Here is a 16,970-nt window from a genome sequence, read left to right on the forward strand (position 1 = left end):
GTCGCGCTAACCCACTGAATTTTGTGATTTAGATCTCACTGCAAACCCGCGTCACAGAGGCGTTTTGCCCCTGTGACGGGTTATTTTCAGGCCGGAACGGATAATTTTCCGAGCAGCCGTTCTAACTGTTCGCGTTGTTGCGCGGGAATTTCACCGCCCGCGGCGTAACCGGCGTTACGCATGATGCTTTCCTGCAACCCGACCAGCCAGTCGTAAATGTAAAACGCAGTCGAATTGGTAGGCGTCGCGGAGAGTTTGGTCAGCCTGCGGGACGATTTCCAGCTGGCGACGTTTTTCTGCGGCTTGGCGAAAATCTTATTGCCCTTGTTGATGCGGCTTTCCGGACGTTCGGCTTCGCTGAGTTTTTCATAGCCGAGCCACGCGACGAAATCACCGAGCACGGTCAGCGCGCGGGAAACCTGCCGGTCGGCGTGATGTTCATGCTCGCGCGCACCGGCAGGCAAGCTTCCGCCCAGCGAACGCAGCAGCGCGTCACCCATGTTCAGCCGGAAACTGGCGGTGATCAGCTCTTCCATCAGCAGTTCCACCGTCGGTTTCGCCACGCCAAGCAGGGCGATCAGCGGCTCGTTTTCCGGCAAACCGCGCAGATGGTTTATCCAGTAACGCTGCACCTGACGCGCAAATGCCGCGCCATCATCCTGTTTTTCCTGCCACGGCTGCACATCCTGTTGCTCGGCAAACAAATCTATATCAATGCCGATACCAAAACTTTCTGCCGCCATCTGATCCTGCGGGCCGGACGCGGCGTCCTGCCCGGAAATCTCGTGATAGATCCGGTGCAACTCTTCGCGGCCGGGCAGCAGTTTTTCCAGCAATTCGCCGTGGACGCCGGTGCGCGTCTGCAAAGCTTTAATCACGGTCTGCACGGTATGCTGCTTTTTCGCCGGGTCAGCCACTTCGCCTTTCTGGAACCAGCGCCCCAGCAGGTTATCCGCCAGCTCGCGGTAAAGTTCGTCACGCAGTTCTGCCAGACGGTTCAGCCGGATTTCAGGGCGAATTTCCGCCACCAGATAATCGGCCATACGTTGCAGCCCGCGCTCGTCCATCGCCAGCAATGCGCCCCAGGCATCCCCCGGATTGCCCACATGACGTTGCACGGCTTCGTCGAAATGTACGGATTCGGTCATGCGGCGGTCAAACGGCGTCAGTACCCAGACCAGCCCCGGCTTACGACGGGCGCGCACCTGCGTGTTTTCGCCCTGCATTTCTTTGACCCAGTATTCCAGCGTGCGGCCCACGGCGACCACCTCATCACGCTTGTCTGCGGCAGTACACACCATCAGCATATTCATTTCATGGCGGTCGGTATAACGCTCGGGCAGATAGGCCATTTTGGCGCGGAACAGGGCATCTTTTTCGTCGTCCGTGCCGTCTTCCGCAAGCACGCTTTGCGCCGGTAAATCCAGCAGGTCAGTCTGTTCAAACAGCACTTCGCGGGGTGCCGTCAGCAGCGGAATCTGGACTTCCGACGCCAGCAGCGCCAGCTCTGCCAGTGACAACGTCACCGGTGAACCGGTTTCTTCACCAAACTGCGGGCAAACCGGCACCTGAATATCCCAGGTCGGCGACGGGCTGAAAATCCCGTCCGCAGGCTGCATCGCGTCATCCACCAGAATACTGAGCGGTGCCAGCAAGCTTTGCGCATTGCCGAGATGTTGCAGCGTATGCGCGTAATGACGATAAGCGGCGGTTAATGCAGGCGTATTGCCCCACAGCAAAGAGAAGAGGCGCGCGCGGTCGTCAACGTTCAGATACGGCGCAAGCTTCACGGCCACCGGCCAGTAATGCGCGTTGAGATGACGGAAACGGCGGGCGTCGAGGCGGATCATCGAATCCCATAATCCCATCATCTGTTCACTGGTAAAGCCGTCCACCGGCTCCGGCTGGCGGTGCATCATCAGCTTATTCAGATGCTCGGTAATCTGCTGCGTATCGGGAACGTGGTAGTTAGCGTCCGGTTCGAACGCGCGGATCACGATGCGCGCCAGATCGGCTTCGCTGAGCAGCAACATGCGTACCGGAAAAGCGCGGTCCCTCACATCCACCTGACGCGTAAAGCGGGTCGCCAGACGGGCAGCGCGGTTGCCCGGATTAATCTGCGTCAGATAATCGAGCGTCACGCCGCCGAGGCGGGTTTCAAGACGGCCGTAGTTTCCGGCCGCCAGGGAACAAATCAGATAGGACTTCCCTGCCTGCGAATGCCCGTAGAAACCCAGCGCAGGCGGCAATTCACACGCCAGTGCCAGACGCTGAGCTTTATCGCGGCAACGTTTGAGTTGCAAACGCAGGCGGTCGGCTTCCAGATCCAGACGCGGAGCCTGTTCGCGGGTGGAATCCACCCATTTCAGCGCGTCGCCCATCGTCGCAGCGGCGGCTTCGAACTGGCGCTGCAATGCGTTGGTGGTCAATGCCGGTACCGGCGTTGAAACTGTCATACTTGTTGTCATGAGACGAATACGCTCCCACTGTCGATCCAGTAATGGCTTTCGCCCAGTGTGTTCAGCCTGAGCCGCAGGTGATGGGACGGCACTTTGGTGCCGTTATCCAGCACCGCGCTGGCGATGTCGAAAAATTCCGGTGTCGGGTGATCTTCACCTTTTTTAACCGCCAGCTTCACACGCAGCACACTGTCGCCCGCCACTTTACGCGCCAGTTCCGGCTCCGCAATCGACAGGGTATACAGCGGCGACGCGGGCCAGCGGTCATTTTCCAACTGACGGAAACCGAGACAAATCGCGCCACGGATACGGAAACTGGCGGCGCTGTCGAGCTTGTAATCATGCGCATCCAGGTCGATATCGCTGTAACAGACGTTGTCGTCGGTCAGTACCTGATTGCCGTCCATCATGCCGAGATAGCGCACAGTGGAATACGGCTGGAAATCACCGGCCTTGAAATAGAAGCCCGGCAGCCGTAAATCCAGCGCCAGCAGGCACAGCATTGCGCCTACAGCCGCCGTGGATTTCGGGTTATCAATACGCCCCTGTTTATTAAACGGATACCAGCCGCTGGTGTGATAACCGTCCAGCGACAACATGCGGTTAATCGGCAACGGCTGAAGATGACGGAACAACGCCTGAATACCGGGGAAACGCGAAGGGCGGCCGGTCAGCAGCAGCACATCGCAATCGTGCAGCGACACCACTTCACAGAGCGAACGCAGATTCTGCGTGATGCTCATGCGGTTGGATAAAAATTCGTTGTGCAGTTTGCTGAGTTTGAGCACCAGCGGAGCCTGCAAAATATCGAAAACGGCGGAACCGGCAGGGAGCACGCGCTGAATTTCGCTGTGCAGATACTCCAGCACTTTCTGTGTCGGATGTTGCCCCAGCAGTTCGCCAAACGGCGCATCAATTTCCGCGTGTGTGTCCAGCGGATCAAAACGTTCGTAAACTTCCAGCACGGCGTGAGCCAGCGGGATGAAAATTTGCAGCGTACTTTGCTGACGCAGCGTCGCGTGGCCGTCCATGCGGCCTTCGCTGCCAAACAGGCGCGTCATCAGGCTGTCCGGATTCGCCAGCCCGGCTTTCTTCAGCGCGGCGTGCAGCGCGGGCAAAATATAAAGCTGGATCACGTCGAGCAGAATATCGTCGCCCGCGACTTTAAACCCTTCACGGAACAGCAGCCGCGGGGTGATTTTAACGTTATTCCCCATGCCGTCGTCGAGCCAGTATTGGGTAATCGCCAGATCGGTGGTGCCGCCGCCGATATCGATCGACGCGATGCGCAGGGTTTTGCCCACCGGTTCATCGTCGGCCAGTTCCCTGTCAGGGCGCGCCATGCTGGCAAAGAATTCACCGGTATGACCGCCGAAATTCACCTGCGTTTCGTTGTACAGATACACCATCTGGCCGCAGGTCGCTTCGTCCCATTCCATCTGCACATCGGGCACCGGCAACCGGCTTTTGGCTTTATCGGTCTGATTTTTGAAACCGTCATCCGCGGGATGCCAGCCCATCGATTTCCACACCAGACCAATCGCTTCCTGCATTCTGCGGCGGAAAATTTCACGCTCAGGTTTTGGCATCGCCGACGGCAGCGTCAGAATAATATTGCGGATCTGGCGGGGCGCGGACGAGCGCAACATACGGATGCGCTGCGCCGGACTGTTGATTTGCATCATCGCCTGCGCCAGCAGTTCGGACAGCATCAGCGTCATCACCGAGCTGCGGCTGTAATGAGCAGAAAACACCGGCAGGCGGTCTTCCGGCGGCAGGTCAGACAGCGGCTGACCTTCGTCATTGATCAGGAACGTCAGCGGCATCGCCGCCGCCACCGGTTCCTGCACCGCACCGTGGCCGCCCTGGCTGAAACGCCAGCCCGGCGTATAACTGTCTTCATCCCACAAATAACGGCGCGGACTGGAAATCCCGGTCGATCCTTCGGTGCCTTCGCGCAGCAGCGCCAGACGGCTCGCTTCACGACCGGCACGCAGAATCGACGGCCAGGTAAACGCGTCATCGCGGCCGCTTTCGACGGAAAAGTTCGGTTTACCAAAGCGCGCCAGAGCAAATTCCACACGGCTCTCGAACAGCTCGTTGTAGAGGAAATGTGGCTGTGAGAGGTCACGCAGTTGCAGTTCGCTGGTCTGTTTCAGGCCGTCGGTTTCGCCGACATGGTCTTCCACCAGAATGCCGCAGGTGTGCGAGTTACCGACGTCGAGGATAAGATCCACGTTGATCGCCGGTTCCTGAAGCGTCGCGCCGTTGATCTTCAGCTCCGGAATACTCAGCTGACTGCCGAGCATTTCCAGCAGGTTCAGATAGTGCGCCTGATATTCAAACTCGCGCAGCGCGACTTTGATATTGCGCGCCTCGCGGTCTTCACGCAGTGCAGCCTGCTCGGTAAAGACCTCACGCAGCCAGCCGTCCACCCAGGTATGGTCAAGGAACTCAGGCAGCTCTTCGTTGTGCCACGCCAGCGCAAAGTTAATGCCGTTTTTCACGTCGTCCGGCGTCGGAGCAAGCAGCGCCTGTTCGTCATCGCCTTCGGTCACGCGGGTATCAAACGCCACCACCACGCGGTGCGTGCTGCCGTCCGCTTCCGGCGTATCGAGCGCACGGATTTGCACACGCGCCCAGTTATCCGGGCCAGCCATAAAGGTGCGCGGAGGATTAAAACGCAGGAACGGCAGCGGCAGCCAGATCTGATCGAGCAATTTCAGCGACTGTTCCAGCGGGAAACTGAATTCAGGACGCACCACTTCCGGCGCGCCGCCATCCACGCCCGGTAAGAAATGACGGCCATTTTGCGGGTTAAAATCCAGACGCAGCAGCGGGCCGTTGGCGCTTTTGCGCACGAATTTGGCAGGCAGCGCGTCGTCCCATACGGGCTTGAGCGCGAAGTCGAGAAACTGAATGCCGCTGTCCTGGATCAGGGTCACGGCCTGCTTAAAAATGGTCTGTTTAAAATCTGTAATGGTTGCCAGCATGCTGTTATTTACCTTCGCGCTTCATGGTAATTGGGTAAACCGTGTCACCGTTGTAACGCCCCTGACACACCGCAGCGCCCGTCGCGCCCTGAGTACAGCTGATTTCCGGCATCTGATAACGGGAACCGTCGCTGCATTTCGCTCTGTAGCGGCTGTTGATCACCAGCTTGCCCGACTGCATCAGGCCCGCGCTCGTTTCAGCGTGACAGGTCACGCCCGCGCCGTAGGTGATTTTCACCGTTCCCTGACCTTGTTTAATCTGATAACGCAGCACCGGCGGCTTGCCGGTCACCGGATCTTTAATATCGACGATGGCTGTCCAGTTACCGTTGAGGAATTTGGTTGACCCGATTTTTACCGCGTCCGCTGGCAGCACCAGCGCATTCTTGCTGACCGGAACCGGTACAGGCTCGGCAACGACCGGGTTTTTCTCGGCTTCTGCCACCGGTTCAGGCGCAGGAACCACCACAGCCGCCGGCGCAACCGGCAGGGCGGCAGGAGCCGGTTTCGCGACCTCTGGTTCCGGCGCTTTTACTTCCGTTGCGACCGGAGGAGGCGCGATAGCGACCGGTTCAGCCGCCGGTTTTGGCGCGTCAGTTTTGGCGGTTTCCGCTTTCGGTTCAGGCGCACGCGAATACAACCAGGCGGCAGCAGAACCGGCGAAGACCAGCGCCGCGACCGGTAAGGCCCAGATCAGCGGCGATTTTTTACCGCGCGGCGCGGCGACCGGTTCAGGCGTTGCGTTTTCCTGTTCGGCGGCGCGGGCTTCAATGGTTTTGATCACGCGCGGTGCCGGAGGCAGTTCGACGACCGGTTCCTGCACACGCGGTTTTTCAGCGGCGAGCGACAGCGTCGGCAGCGGTTCTTCCGCTTTCAGCGTATTGCGCAAAGCCGCAAACGGGTCGGCGCTATGGGTGTTATCCAGACTGACAAAGCCCCAGAACGTCAGCACCGGCTGGCCGCCTACCAGATAAACGTGGTTCTGATCCGGGAAGCGAAACGCTTTTTCCAGCAGGGAGCCGAAAAACTGATTCGCCGATTTTTCAGACGCTTTCGCCGCCTTGCTGATTTGTGCCACGGCATCCAGACAGTTTTCGAGCTGGCGCAGCGCCGAGGCGCGGGCCGAATCGGTGGCCGCCGCCCAGGACACCACTTTGCCTTCGCGCGGGGAATACCAGTCGAGCCGGTCACCGGCTTCATTGAGTTGCGGTATAGCCAGACAATCGGCAATTGCAGGGTGTTTACGCAGGCGTAAGGTTTCCCGTAATTGCAGGGCTGATGCGTAAACCGGTTGCCCGTTTTCGCCCAGCGCAAGGATGTCGTTGAGACTGCCACTGCGTAAAAATGATTTTGCCACGCCAGAAAAGCCTTTATTGGTTTTGCGCTGCGGAAGAAAACAGGCAGAAAAGGTTCATGATGCGGACACTTTAGGGGATTTAAGCGAAATCAAACGGGGGAATAAGCAACAAAAAGGGTGGCTGTTTATGGCGTGGGAATAGAGAAGGGAATAACGGCGGGACAAACCCCCGCCATCAAAATCAGGCCTGTAAACGCAGTTGTTCGAGAACGCCCGCCAGACGCTGACGCTCATCGCCGCCCAGAGACTGAAGCGGTAACGGCAGGCAGGGCGCGGAAACCATCCCCAGTAATTCAGCCGCGGCGGCGACAACGCGTACGCTGCCGTGTTTTCTGAATAACACCCATAACGGCTCAAGCTGCGCCGATAACGCCTGCGCTTCGGCCGCATTACCCCTTTTCGCCGCGCGGGCAATGGCTACCGGAATTTCCGGGAACAAACCGGCAATCACGGAATACCAGACGTCACCGCCTTGCGTCAGAACGGTTGCCGCCGCCAGATCACCCGCCGCGCCCAGTTTGATATGTGCGGGCAGTAAGGCGCGCAGCGCATCCAGCCGCTGACGGGTGGCAACCGGATCCGGCGACAGGTTAGGGATTTTGATGCTGGCAACGTGCGGCAGTTGCGCCACGCGCATATACAGCGCATCGGAAAATTCAAAGTGGGTCGTATTCGGATTATCGTAAACGCACAACGGCACCGACAGGTTGCGGGACACCGTTTCGTACAGCGTAAACACTTCATCTTCGTTAAGTTTCTGGTACGACACCGGTGCCAGTAATACCGACTTCACGCCCGCCTGCTGGGCATCTTCGGCCAGACGTAACACATCCGACGTCCGCACAGAACCGATGCTGACCATCACCGGCACATCACCCGCATTTTCAACCGCCAGACGGGCAACGCGGGCGCGATCTTCGTGGGTCAGATAGGCGTAACTGCCCGTCGAACCCAGCGCGCCAATGGAATCCACGCCAGCGCTGACCAGCCGGTCAATCAGTCTGACAAAAGATTTCTCGTCAATGCCGTTTTCCGTGAGCGGCGTAAGGGGAAAAGCACTTAATCCTGTGAACATCGGTCTCTCCGAAGGAAGTTAACTAGCCCGGTTAATCATAGCGTCATCATTCACTTTTTGCCGGACACCGAGACACCGGCGTCGGGTTTCAGCCGCAGTATATCCAGCCAGCCAAAAAGTGTCAGAATTGCAATCACCACGAACGCGACTTTAAAACTCAGGCCGGGAATGGCATCCCAGTGCATCGCGGCGATCAGCTGTTCGCCGAGCCGCGTACCGAGCGCGCCGACGGTAATGCCCAGCCCGACAGAAAGCTGTAAAACCGTGCTGAACAGCGTATTGGCATCGGCCATTTGTTTCGCCGGAACATCAGAAAAAGCCAGCGTGCTGATACCGGTGAACTGCATCGAACGGCTGAGACCACCGAGAAACAGCAGCAGCATCACCAGCCAGCCGGGGGTGCCCGGCGTCAGAAACGCACAAAACAGCAGCGAGAAAACGCTCAGTAATCCGTTCACCACCAGCACAGGCCGGAATCCGAACCGGCGGATCAGCGGCGTGGTCGCCGGTTTCATCGCCAGATTCCCGGCAAAAACCGCCAGAACCAGCAGCCCGGCGTGGAAAGGATCCATCCCGAAACCCACCTGAAACATCAGCGGCAGCAGGAAAGGCACGGCGCTGATCGTCACGCGAAACAGCGAACCACCGCCCATGCTGATGCGAAACGTCGGGATCGCCAGCGAACCCAGATGCACCATCGGCGCGGGGTCACGTTGCAGATGCCGTAACGCCAGCACCGACAGCACAACGCCCGCCACCAGCAGCGCGATAGCAGTGATCCACAAAATATGGTCCTGACTGATCAGCTCCAGCCCCGTCACCAGCGAGAGCATCGCCAGGCCGGTCAGCAGAAAACCCGGTTTGTCGAAGTGTTTCGGCTGGTCAGGTTTTTCCTGCGGGAAAAGACGCCACGCGAGCATCATCGCGATAATGCCCAGCGGAACGTTGATGTAAAAAATCCAGTGCCAGGAAGCGTAGTGAGTGATAAAACCGCCGAGCGGCGGCCCGAGAATTGGCGCGACCAGCGCAGGCCAGGTGAGGGTGGCAATAGCTTTAATCAGCTGAGGTTTCGGCGTAGTTTTCAGCACAGTCAGACGCCCGACCGGCACCATCAGCGCGCCGCCAATCCCCTGAATAATACGCAGAATGATAAATTCACTGACGTTGGTCGCCAGCGCACAAAACAGGGAAGCCAGCGTAAACACGCCCAGCGCAAAGGTGAACACATTGCGCGCGCCGAAACGCTCCGCCGCCCAGCCACTGGCCGGGATCAGCACCGCCAGCGTCAGCATATACGCGCTCATCCCCGCGTTAAGATCCACCGCTGAAACGCCAAACGACAACGCCATTTGTGGCAACGCGGTGGCAATCACCGTACCGTCGATGAACTCCATGAAGAAAGCGGCTGCAACCAATAAAGCAATAACGGAAATTCCGGAGTTAACCGCGGAATCTCCCTGCGGATGTTCTGACGCATCCGATTTACTCTGGCTCATTTATTCTGTCCCGGACACCACGAAGGCGCTGCAAGGCGCAGCGAAAGATAGATGACAAGTCGTCAACCTATCACACACCTTTGTGCGGGTTATAGATCTGCGGAGGATCAAAAAGAGCGGTTTTATGCAGGAAGTGCGGCAAAGAAAGACTCATCTGTGAGTTTGCAGGCGGTGTGGAAGACGTCTTCCTGTAAGCAGAGTTCGACATCAGCAGTAAATCCGCGTTGCTGAAGTTCAAGCGCAGAACCGCAATACCGAAGCTCCTGCCGGTTCATCGTCTCGTAGACGGCACAGGCGGCGCGCGCTTCTACGGATAAACGTCGGTGTTTGAGGCGCGATATCAAACCACCCGCAGCAGCCAGATCTTCAATCGCCGGGCGAAGGGTGTTGTCAGGCCACTTTTCTCCGGCGGGAACCACCAGAATGCGGGAATACTTTTCGCAGACGCGTGCCGTTGCCGACAGATTACGGAAACATGCCGTGAAGATATCCGCCTTTGATTTTTTCGCGCTAAACGTCAGCGCAGAACCGTTAGGTGAGGGCAGCACCAGCCGGGTACCGGCGGGCATTTCCTGCAAAGAATAGGGCGAAAGCGTGAACCCCGGCCCCTCAAAACGGCGGTCAAACTGCGCGCACTGCGCATTTTTCTCAGCCGCATAATCCTGAGCGCGGGTATCTTTCCACGGGTACGGAAAAATAAAACCACCACGCTCCGTAGCGACACTTACGCAGGTCGAGAACGACATCACGTCAATAATGACAATGCAATCCACCTCAGCCACCATTTGTTCTACCGCCTGAACACCCCATTCCAGGCGGATGTCATAATGGGTTTGTGAGAAATCATTCATGGGAGTGACCTGTTTGGGGGGCGGAGTTAAGTTTATATTATTGTTTGGGAGTTATTTTTCAGCCCATGAACTAACTGTTAAGTGAATATAGCAATATCATCCAAAGCATCGCCAATTTTACCAATAAGTTCTTTACGGGAACTTGCCAAATCAGTCAGAGCTTTAACAACGTGCTCCTTGCCAATCTGCCTGTGGATCCTCGCGAGATCACCAAGGCCGCTAATGGCTGCAGATGCAATCCATATATTTTTATCGTTAATAAATTTAAGATATACATCCTGAACCCAAGGCCAATCATCTAATTCTGTCAACCCTAACAATAAAAGTGTTAGTTCTTCCGAGTTAGCGGAATGCAATCGATCCATAATATCATCAACTGATAAACTGGGTATTTCCTGATATATGCCATTCACTATAGCCCACCTTTTATTAATGATAAAAACTTATTTTAACAAAAAAATCGATTTAGACAACGTTATTAATTCAACCTTAACGACTGGGTTTTTACAACTCTGTAACCAAAAATATCAACCAACCATAATCCTCAACATCGTCATCGATAATAAATATCTGAGTTTGCTTTCTAAACCAGGTAAAAAGCAAAGTCAAATCGGTCTCTATGCTTAATGGATGCGCACTTATTTCAATAAACAAATTCTTTGCTTGCAAAAAAATCCTGAAATCATACAACCAATCTTTTGGCTGCCTATCTATTTCATAACCAGCCAAATGATATTCGATATAATCATTTGTAACGAATATTTTTAATGTTACAATTTCCTTCCCTATCAGATTGCTATTTTTCTATTTTCTATACACCAGGAATTATCAGAAAAATTAAATGTGAATTCAGCAGACATAACTAATCTTCATAATACATTATCTTAGTGAGTCGAGTAGTTGAATTTCTTAGGTTGGGCAACTTTCTAACCTGACCAACCTATGATTTCAACCTATTGGTATCATTACATTACCACCCAGATTGTTCTCCATCCTCATCAAGGATTTGTATCTTTGTTTCCTTTCGAATTCTTTCAAATAGGAAAGATAAGTCTTTTTCAATACAGTCTGGATGAGTGCTTATTTCAATGAAAATACTGAAAAAATCCAAAAACAACCTGACATCTTAAGACCAATCATTTTCACCCACTCCAGGCTCTGAGCCTAATAGCCTGTACTCATTGTCATTTTTACAAGAGAAGGTTTTTAATGATGTAATTTCAACATCTATTATTTCTCTATTTTCCTGATACCAACATTCATCAGAGAATGACAGTATATATTCTGCAGACATTATTAGTCTCCATTATTTCGTCTACAAACACATGGTTAAGTGGACGTTTGTAGGTTGGGCATATTTCAAACCTAACCAGTGTTTTATTTCAACCGTGTATAAACAGTCATTCTAGAGGCCAAGTGGAAAATTGATTTTTTTATTTAACTTGATTTCGAATAGTTTAACTATTGAGGCAAATAAGTTAACCCACTCAGAAACGTAAACACTCCTATCAATACTAACAGTAAAATCCTCTATTTTATTATTAGGAAAGCCGACACAACCGCCTTTTTTATATTCAAGTAATAAATTCTTACCTTCGATTTCATAATTTATATAAAAATCTGAACCCTGCTCACAGAACCATATCCTTTTTTTATTAGAAAAACCATTTTTCACATTAATTACCGACTCAACAATTTCTTCATAACACACTGCAAAATCATAAAACAAATCAAGAGATACTTTCCTATTTAGATCAAAACGCATCTCAATACGACCTGTTATATATTGAGACAGTTCCTCCAGAGAAAATTGGAAGTCGGAAACACCCATTTCCCCTTGATCTAAATAAGGATCTAACTCTACCAATTTATCGTTGGCTTGAAATATTATCTGCATTTTAATCACCTAATATATATGGATATGCTGTGACAGGGCCTTTTGGTTTCACTAATAATAACTTTCACTACATCTGTAGATTTGCTCGTACCGTCAGGATTATAGCGGTACAACCAGCGCTCGCCGTGGGTGCGTTTTTCTGTAGTTCTGCCGTATATGTCGTACTAGTAATCATATCTGCCGAGCTGCATCACCTGGTTATGCGGGTACAGCTCGAGATTTATTTTCGTGTTTTTTTCTTAACGGTTCTGGTAAATCTAATATTAATCTTCTTCACCATTTTCAAAGTGAAAATGATCCAACGAAGCACATGTAAAAGACCCAATAAATGAAGGAAGTTTATGTTTTTCGTCTTGAGGGGTAAAAAAACCGTTCTCAATGGACCAATCATAAACCCCTGTGTTAATAGGGTATTTCGTTAATACTCCTGATAATTTATTATCCTTTATCCATTCTTTTGCATTATCCAATGAAAAAAATAATCCTGAAGGAAAACGAGCCATTGAACCATTAAATACCCATATCTCTTTCATATGAAGACCTATTCATAATTTTGAAACCTAAACCAGCGTTGAATTTTATCAACGGTTTTTCTGATTGTTGATTTATTAGCATCAATTACAGCTTGTTGTTTCGATGTGGGTACAGGAGAACCTTTAATTGGTTTCCCTGCTTGCCCTATTTTTGTTTCAGGCCCCCCCCCTTAACATGCAGATGTGCAGGTCCATGATCACCACTTCGGGTATAGTGAACAATTGTTATATCCCCCTGCTGAGCTACAACCTTAGGTGGTAAATTAGGCTCAGTAAAACTACCATTTCCTTTCGCTGACCCGCAACTCAGCCCCCAAGGATCCACCCACCCCAAGGCATTCGGGGCATACTGGTTTAAATTCAATCCACCCAGCAAACCAATCGGATCTTGTTGGGTAAATCGTCCGTTATCGGGGTCGTAATAACGGTATAAATTGTAATGTAACCCCGTTTCTCTGTCGAGATATTGACCCTGCATCCTCAGGTTTTGCGGGCCGCCGGTTGCGATTTCTCGTGGGTGTGTTTCGCCTTTGATTTTGCCCCAACTGTCTGGCTCGCCGCGCCAGCACTCCTTTCCTTCGCTGTCGGTCATCGCCTCTGGCTGGCCGTTGACCTGATTGTGGAAATAATAAATTTTACTTTCAACGCCCGTGCCGTCGATTCTGGCGAGCGGGGCATAACTGTTCTGATCGCTGTAGGCGTAAACCTGCGTGCGGCTCCCGCTGAACTCGGCCAGCAGGCGCGGGCCTTCCCATAAAAATTGGATGTCTGCGGGCTGGTACTTCTCAGGCTCAAAGCTGACGAGATCCATCCGCTGGTAGCGTACGCGCTTGCTGATGCGTCTGCCGAGCGGGTCGTAGCTGAAATTCACCACGCATTCAGGCCGCGTGTGGCTGAACGGCTGATGCAACACCTCAATCAGCTGATGGTCACTGTTATAGCGGTACTTCCAGCGTTCACCGTGGGTGGTTTTCTCCGTCGTTCTGCCGTAAATATCGTACCGATAATCGCATTCGTTATGCTGCATAACGAGGTTATGCGGCCACAGTCCGACATTTATCGTTGTATCCAGCGGATTGGATGCCGGGTCATACCGGTAGTACTGCGGTGATGGGGCCGGGCCTTCGCGACCGATCAGATGGTCGGCGGCATCATAGGTGTAGCGTCGGGCACGAAAATGCGTCGTGCTCTGATGTACCAGAGTCAGGTTATCCCTTAGGTCGTAATGCCAGCTCTCTTTCGACTGCGCCAGAGCGGAATGAGGCGTCCGGCCAGTCCAGCGTTCACTGACCCGCCCATGACGGTCATAACGCCGCCCGGTTTGCAGAACGCCCTGAGTCCGGCCTGTTTCACGGTGCAGCGCATCACGGCTGAATTCAGTGATCAGCTGTGAATCCAGCATCACCTGCAGGGCATGTCCGCTGCCGTAATAGAGCGTTTTCAGCGAACGACCATCCGGTAATGTTACCGCGCTGCGGTTACCCAGCGCGTCATACCGGTAGTTAACGTCTCCGTTGCGCCCCCGTTCAGACAACAACTGACCTGCGGGATCGTAGGCCAGCAAGAGGCGTTCAGGTTCTCCGCCGTCTTTTGGGGCGAAAAGGGCGTCGGTCAGTTGCCCGAGACGGTCGTACTGATACTGCGTGATGCCGTCCGGCGTTTGCCGGGTGACAATTTGCCCGAGCAGATTGCGTGTGAAATGGTGGGGCAGCGCCTGATCGGTGCTAGCGGCAAACGTTCTGTTACTGCTCCGGTCACAGAGGTCATATCCATAGCGGGTGACCACGCCGTCGAGGCCGCGCTCTTCGGTCAGTCTGTCGTTTTCACCCCAGCTGAAACCGTAGGCTTCTCCGTTTTCATTCATCAGCCGGATCAGCCGTCCGCGCGGATCGTAAGTACGGGAGACTGTTCCACCCAGTGCATCGCGACTGAAACTCAGCTGACCGGTGACCCGGTCATAGCCATACTCGCGCAATGTTCCGTCAGCGGCTTTCAGCCCGACAAGCTGGCCTTTTTCATCCCAAAGCGCGTGTTCCGTCCGTTCCTCTGCCGACGTCACCCGCAATATCCGCCCGGCAGCATCGTACGCGTAATGCCGTGATTCCCCGGTGGCATCTGTCACAGAGACCTGCCGGTAATGCTCATCGTAGGTATAAAGCGTGGTATGTCCCGAGCAATCCTGCGCCTGCGTCAACTGACCGCGTTCATTCCATAAAAAACGGCTGATGCCGTCCAGCGGATTGATATAAGCCGTCACCTGACCAAATTCATCACGTTCATAACGGCTGATGTGCCCGAGTTCGTCTTCTTCCGCAATGACACCGTGGCAGGCGTCATATTGCAGGCTGTATACGCCATCCTGCGGGTTGATGAACTGACGGGGATTTGACTGCTGCTCAAGCCAAATCGTGTGAGATATGCCACCCGCCGGGTCGATCTCTTTGACGAGGTTGCCGGAGGCATCGTAGAGAAATTGCTGCGTTGCACCGTCCGGCGCGACGGTTTGGGTGAGTTGCTGATTTTCATCCCACGCGTAACACCACGCGTTACCCGCTTCATCAATAAAACGCTCCACAAGATATTCTGCGTTCCAGTGGTGCTCGCGGGTCATGCCGTCAGACTCCTCAACCCGTGTGATCCGCTGAGTCATGTCGTAACTGATCGTGCTGCGTCTTCCCGCACTGGTGACATGTGAAATAACCCGCCAGTCGTCTTCAAAAAGCTGCCAGCGGTATTCGCTGCGCAAACCTGATGGCAAAATATGCCACGCCATCAGCCTTTCGGCGGTGTAATCAAACTCACGAAGCACCACGTCAGCGGCGTCCGTCACTTTTGCCAGCTGGCCGGTCAGCCCGTAACCATAAGTCATCAGCGTGCGGGGATTATCGCGGCTGGTGTCAGTGATCTGTGTGACACGCTGTGGGTGTGACGCAATCTGATAATGCAGGCTGACGCTGAGGCTATTTTCTGTGTCTTTGATCTCAGCGAGTTTTCCCTGTGCGTCATAATGCAACAACAGACCGTTGCCGTATTCATCGCACAATGACGTCAGCTGCAGATTTCCGGCTGATTGAGGGTCAGGCAGATACATACGCCAGACGCTGCCGTCAAGATCGGCAACCAGAATCTGCCCCTCATCCCCGGCGGCCACCAGCAGGCCAGAGTCGGGATAAATTTTACGTTCACCGGCTGCCAGCGAGGCAAAGCGTAATTCACGCCCGCTTTCGTCATGAAAACAGGTCATTTCGCCTTCAAGGGTAATGCGCGTCTCAAAAGAGGTTCGCCATCCGGTGCCAAACATTCCGGCGGCGGTGTTGCAGCTGCTGTAAATACGTTGCCAGCGAAGAGGGAAACGTGCCGGTAAAACAAAATCCAGATCTTCTTCACCCGCCAGCACTTTTGCGCCTGTCGCCGCATGCACGGGCATAAAGGCCGATTGCATCGAAGCCGCCAGTTTACTGCTCAACATACCTGCGCCCATCATCAAAAGCAGACACGGTAGTCTTCTGAACATTTTCGAGGGGCTGCCCATCGCCAACATGCTCACCGCCACCAACAAATCGAGCCCCGGCACTTTTCCACTGGAAATAGGGCGCACGACAACCGCCGCGCCGCCGATGGTGACATTAGGCGATGCTGACGTTGAAACGGTGCCACCGCAGGTGGTGCGGTCGTTACCCCGCACGGCGGGCAAATCATTAATGGAGACGGTAGAAGAACCTTCCGCAAGATATTGCGGAGGAGCAGGAGGATGTTTTTCGCACAGGACGATATCCTGATTGGATGGTGCAACCGGCCCCGGAGGCAGCGCAACGGTCGGGCTCATCAGCTCCACCCCGATGGCCTTAATGCCATTGAGCAGCATGGCGACGTAATCCCGTTCGCCTTCAGGTTCTGGCGGTAATCCGGCCTGTTCGGTGGTGCTGAGCAAACGTCCGGCTGCACGCGCGGCTGGAATGTCATTGGTCAATACATCAGGCGCACCGGTGGTGATAACGCCCGCAGGTGATGGCGGGAACATCATGTTCGCCAGCCCCTCACTCTCGCTGATGACCTCATCCATCATCCCCGTGGCCTCAAGAACGAAACCAGCAATCAGCCCGGACCCCAGACAAGTTCCGGCAGCAGCGAGCGCGGTAGCCGCTAAGCTACCCACAGCTACAATCGGGGCAGCAACATAGGCAACACCCGCTACGATGGTCCCGGCGGCGACCAGCACTATCCCCTGAATCGCAACCGCAGCAATATCGGCCATTACGCTGGTATGAATAATGGCATCACCCAGACGGGCAGCATGTTCATCAGCCAT

At 54.1% G+C, this 16,970-nt stretch carries 11 protein-coding genes; all 11 read right to left on the reverse strand.

Going from position 1 to position 16,970, the window contains the following annotated elements:
- Positions 1-86: 86 nt before the first annotated feature.
- A complete protein-coding gene (locus BV494_RS21845; RefSeq protein WP_104924918.1) occupies positions 87-2,468 on the reverse strand; it encodes a virulence factor SrfC family protein in 2,382 nt (793 codons plus the stop codon).
- Entirely contained in the window at positions 2,465-5,452 is a 2,988-nt protein-coding gene (locus BV494_RS21850; RefSeq protein ID WP_104924919.1) for a virulence factor SrfB, read from the reverse strand. The genes BV494_RS21845 and BV494_RS21850 overlap by 4 nt, the downstream gene beginning before the upstream one ends.
- Positions 5,453-5,456: 4 nt before the next feature.
- A complete protein-coding gene (locus BV494_RS21855) occupies positions 5,457-6,809 on the reverse strand; it encodes an SrfA family protein (protein ID WP_104924920.1) in 1,353 nt (450 codons plus the stop codon).
- A 181-nt stretch (positions 6,810-6,990) separates the two neighbouring features.
- The gene (locus tag BV494_RS21860; protein ID WP_104924921.1) at positions 6,991-7,884 is read right to left on the reverse strand and encodes a dihydrodipicolinate synthase family protein; all 894 of its coding nucleotides are present in this window, start codon (positions 7,882-7,884) and stop codon (positions 6,991-6,993) included.
- Between the two features lie 50 nt (positions 7,885-7,934).
- Positions 7,935-9,380 carry an MFS transporter gene (locus tag BV494_RS21865; RefSeq protein WP_104924922.1) on the reverse strand — a complete coding sequence of 482 codons (1,446 nt, stop codon included), beginning with the start codon at positions 9,378-9,380 and terminating at the stop codon, positions 7,935-7,937.
- 122 nt (positions 9,381-9,502) lie between these two features.
- Positions 9,503-10,231 (reverse strand): 2-phosphosulfolactate phosphatase, encoded by a 729-nt coding sequence (locus tag BV494_RS21870; protein ID WP_104924923.1) that lies wholly within the window; start codon positions 10,229-10,231, stop codon positions 9,503-9,505.
- A 77-nt stretch (positions 10,232-10,308) separates the two neighbouring features.
- Positions 10,309-10,644, reverse strand: a complete 336-nt coding sequence (locus BV494_RS21875; protein ID WP_192938203.1) for a hypothetical protein — start codon at positions 10,642-10,644, stop codon at positions 10,309-10,311.
- 713 nt (positions 10,645-11,357) lie between these two features.
- The gene (locus tag BV494_RS26140) at positions 11,358-11,525 is read right to left on the reverse strand and encodes a hypothetical protein (RefSeq protein ID WP_226790123.1); all 168 of its coding nucleotides are present in this window, start codon (positions 11,523-11,525) and stop codon (positions 11,358-11,360) included.
- 111 nt (positions 11,526-11,636) lie between these two features.
- Positions 11,637-12,128 carry a hypothetical protein gene (locus BV494_RS21885; protein ID WP_104924925.1) on the reverse strand — a complete coding sequence of 164 codons (492 nt, stop codon included), beginning with the start codon at positions 12,126-12,128 and terminating at the stop codon, positions 11,637-11,639.
- 263 nt (positions 12,129-12,391) lie between these two features.
- Positions 12,392-12,661 (reverse strand): DUF7710 domain-containing protein, encoded by a 270-nt coding sequence (locus tag BV494_RS21890; protein ID WP_104924926.1) that lies wholly within the window; start codon positions 12,659-12,661, stop codon positions 12,392-12,394.
- A 145-nt stretch (positions 12,662-12,806) separates the two neighbouring features.
- Positions 12,807-16,970: an RHS repeat-associated core domain-containing protein gene (locus BV494_RS21895; RefSeq protein WP_104924927.1), complete on the reverse strand. Its 4,164-nt coding sequence runs from the start codon at positions 16,968-16,970 to the stop codon at positions 12,807-12,809.

It is taken from the genome of Rahnella sikkimica (genome assembly GCF_002951615.1).
Classification (GTDB): Bacteria; Pseudomonadota; Gammaproteobacteria; order Enterobacterales; family Enterobacteriaceae; genus Rahnella; species Rahnella sikkimica.

What these genes read in the sequence shown, in the direction of transcription:
- BV494_RS21850 (WP_104924919.1), bottom strand. Translation starts at nt 5,452, where the DNA reads ATGCTGGCAACCATTACAGATTTTAAACAGACCATTTTTAAGCAGGCC.
- BV494_RS21845 (WP_104924918.1), bottom strand. Translation starts at nt 2,468, where the DNA reads ATGACAACAAGTATGACAGTTTCAACGCCGGTACCGGCATTGACCACC.
- BV494_RS21885 (WP_104924925.1), bottom strand. Translation starts at nt 12,128, where the DNA reads ATGCAGATAATATTTCAAGCCAACGATAAATTGGTAGAGTTAGATCCT.
- BV494_RS26140 (WP_226790123.1), bottom strand. Translation starts at nt 11,525, where the DNA reads ATGTCTGCAGAATATATACTGTCATTCTCTGATGAATGTTGGTATCAG.
- BV494_RS21895 (WP_104924927.1), bottom strand. Translation starts at nt 16,970, where the DNA reads ATGGCTGATGAACATGCTGCCCGTCTGGGTGATGCCATTATTCATACC.
- BV494_RS21860 (WP_104924921.1), bottom strand. Translation starts at nt 7,884, where the DNA reads ATGTTCACAGGATTAAGTGCTTTTCCCCTTACGCCGCTCACGGAAAAC.
- BV494_RS21865 (WP_104924922.1), bottom strand. Translation starts at nt 9,380, where the DNA reads ATGAGCCAGAGTAAATCGGATGCGTCAGAACATCCGCAGGGAGATTCC.
- BV494_RS21870 (WP_104924923.1), bottom strand. Translation starts at nt 10,231, where the DNA reads ATGAATGATTTCTCACAAACCCATTATGACATCCGCCTGGAATGGGGT.
- BV494_RS21890 (WP_104924926.1), bottom strand. Translation starts at nt 12,661, where the DNA reads ATGAAAGAGATATGGGTATTTAATGGTTCAATGGCTCGTTTTCCTTCA.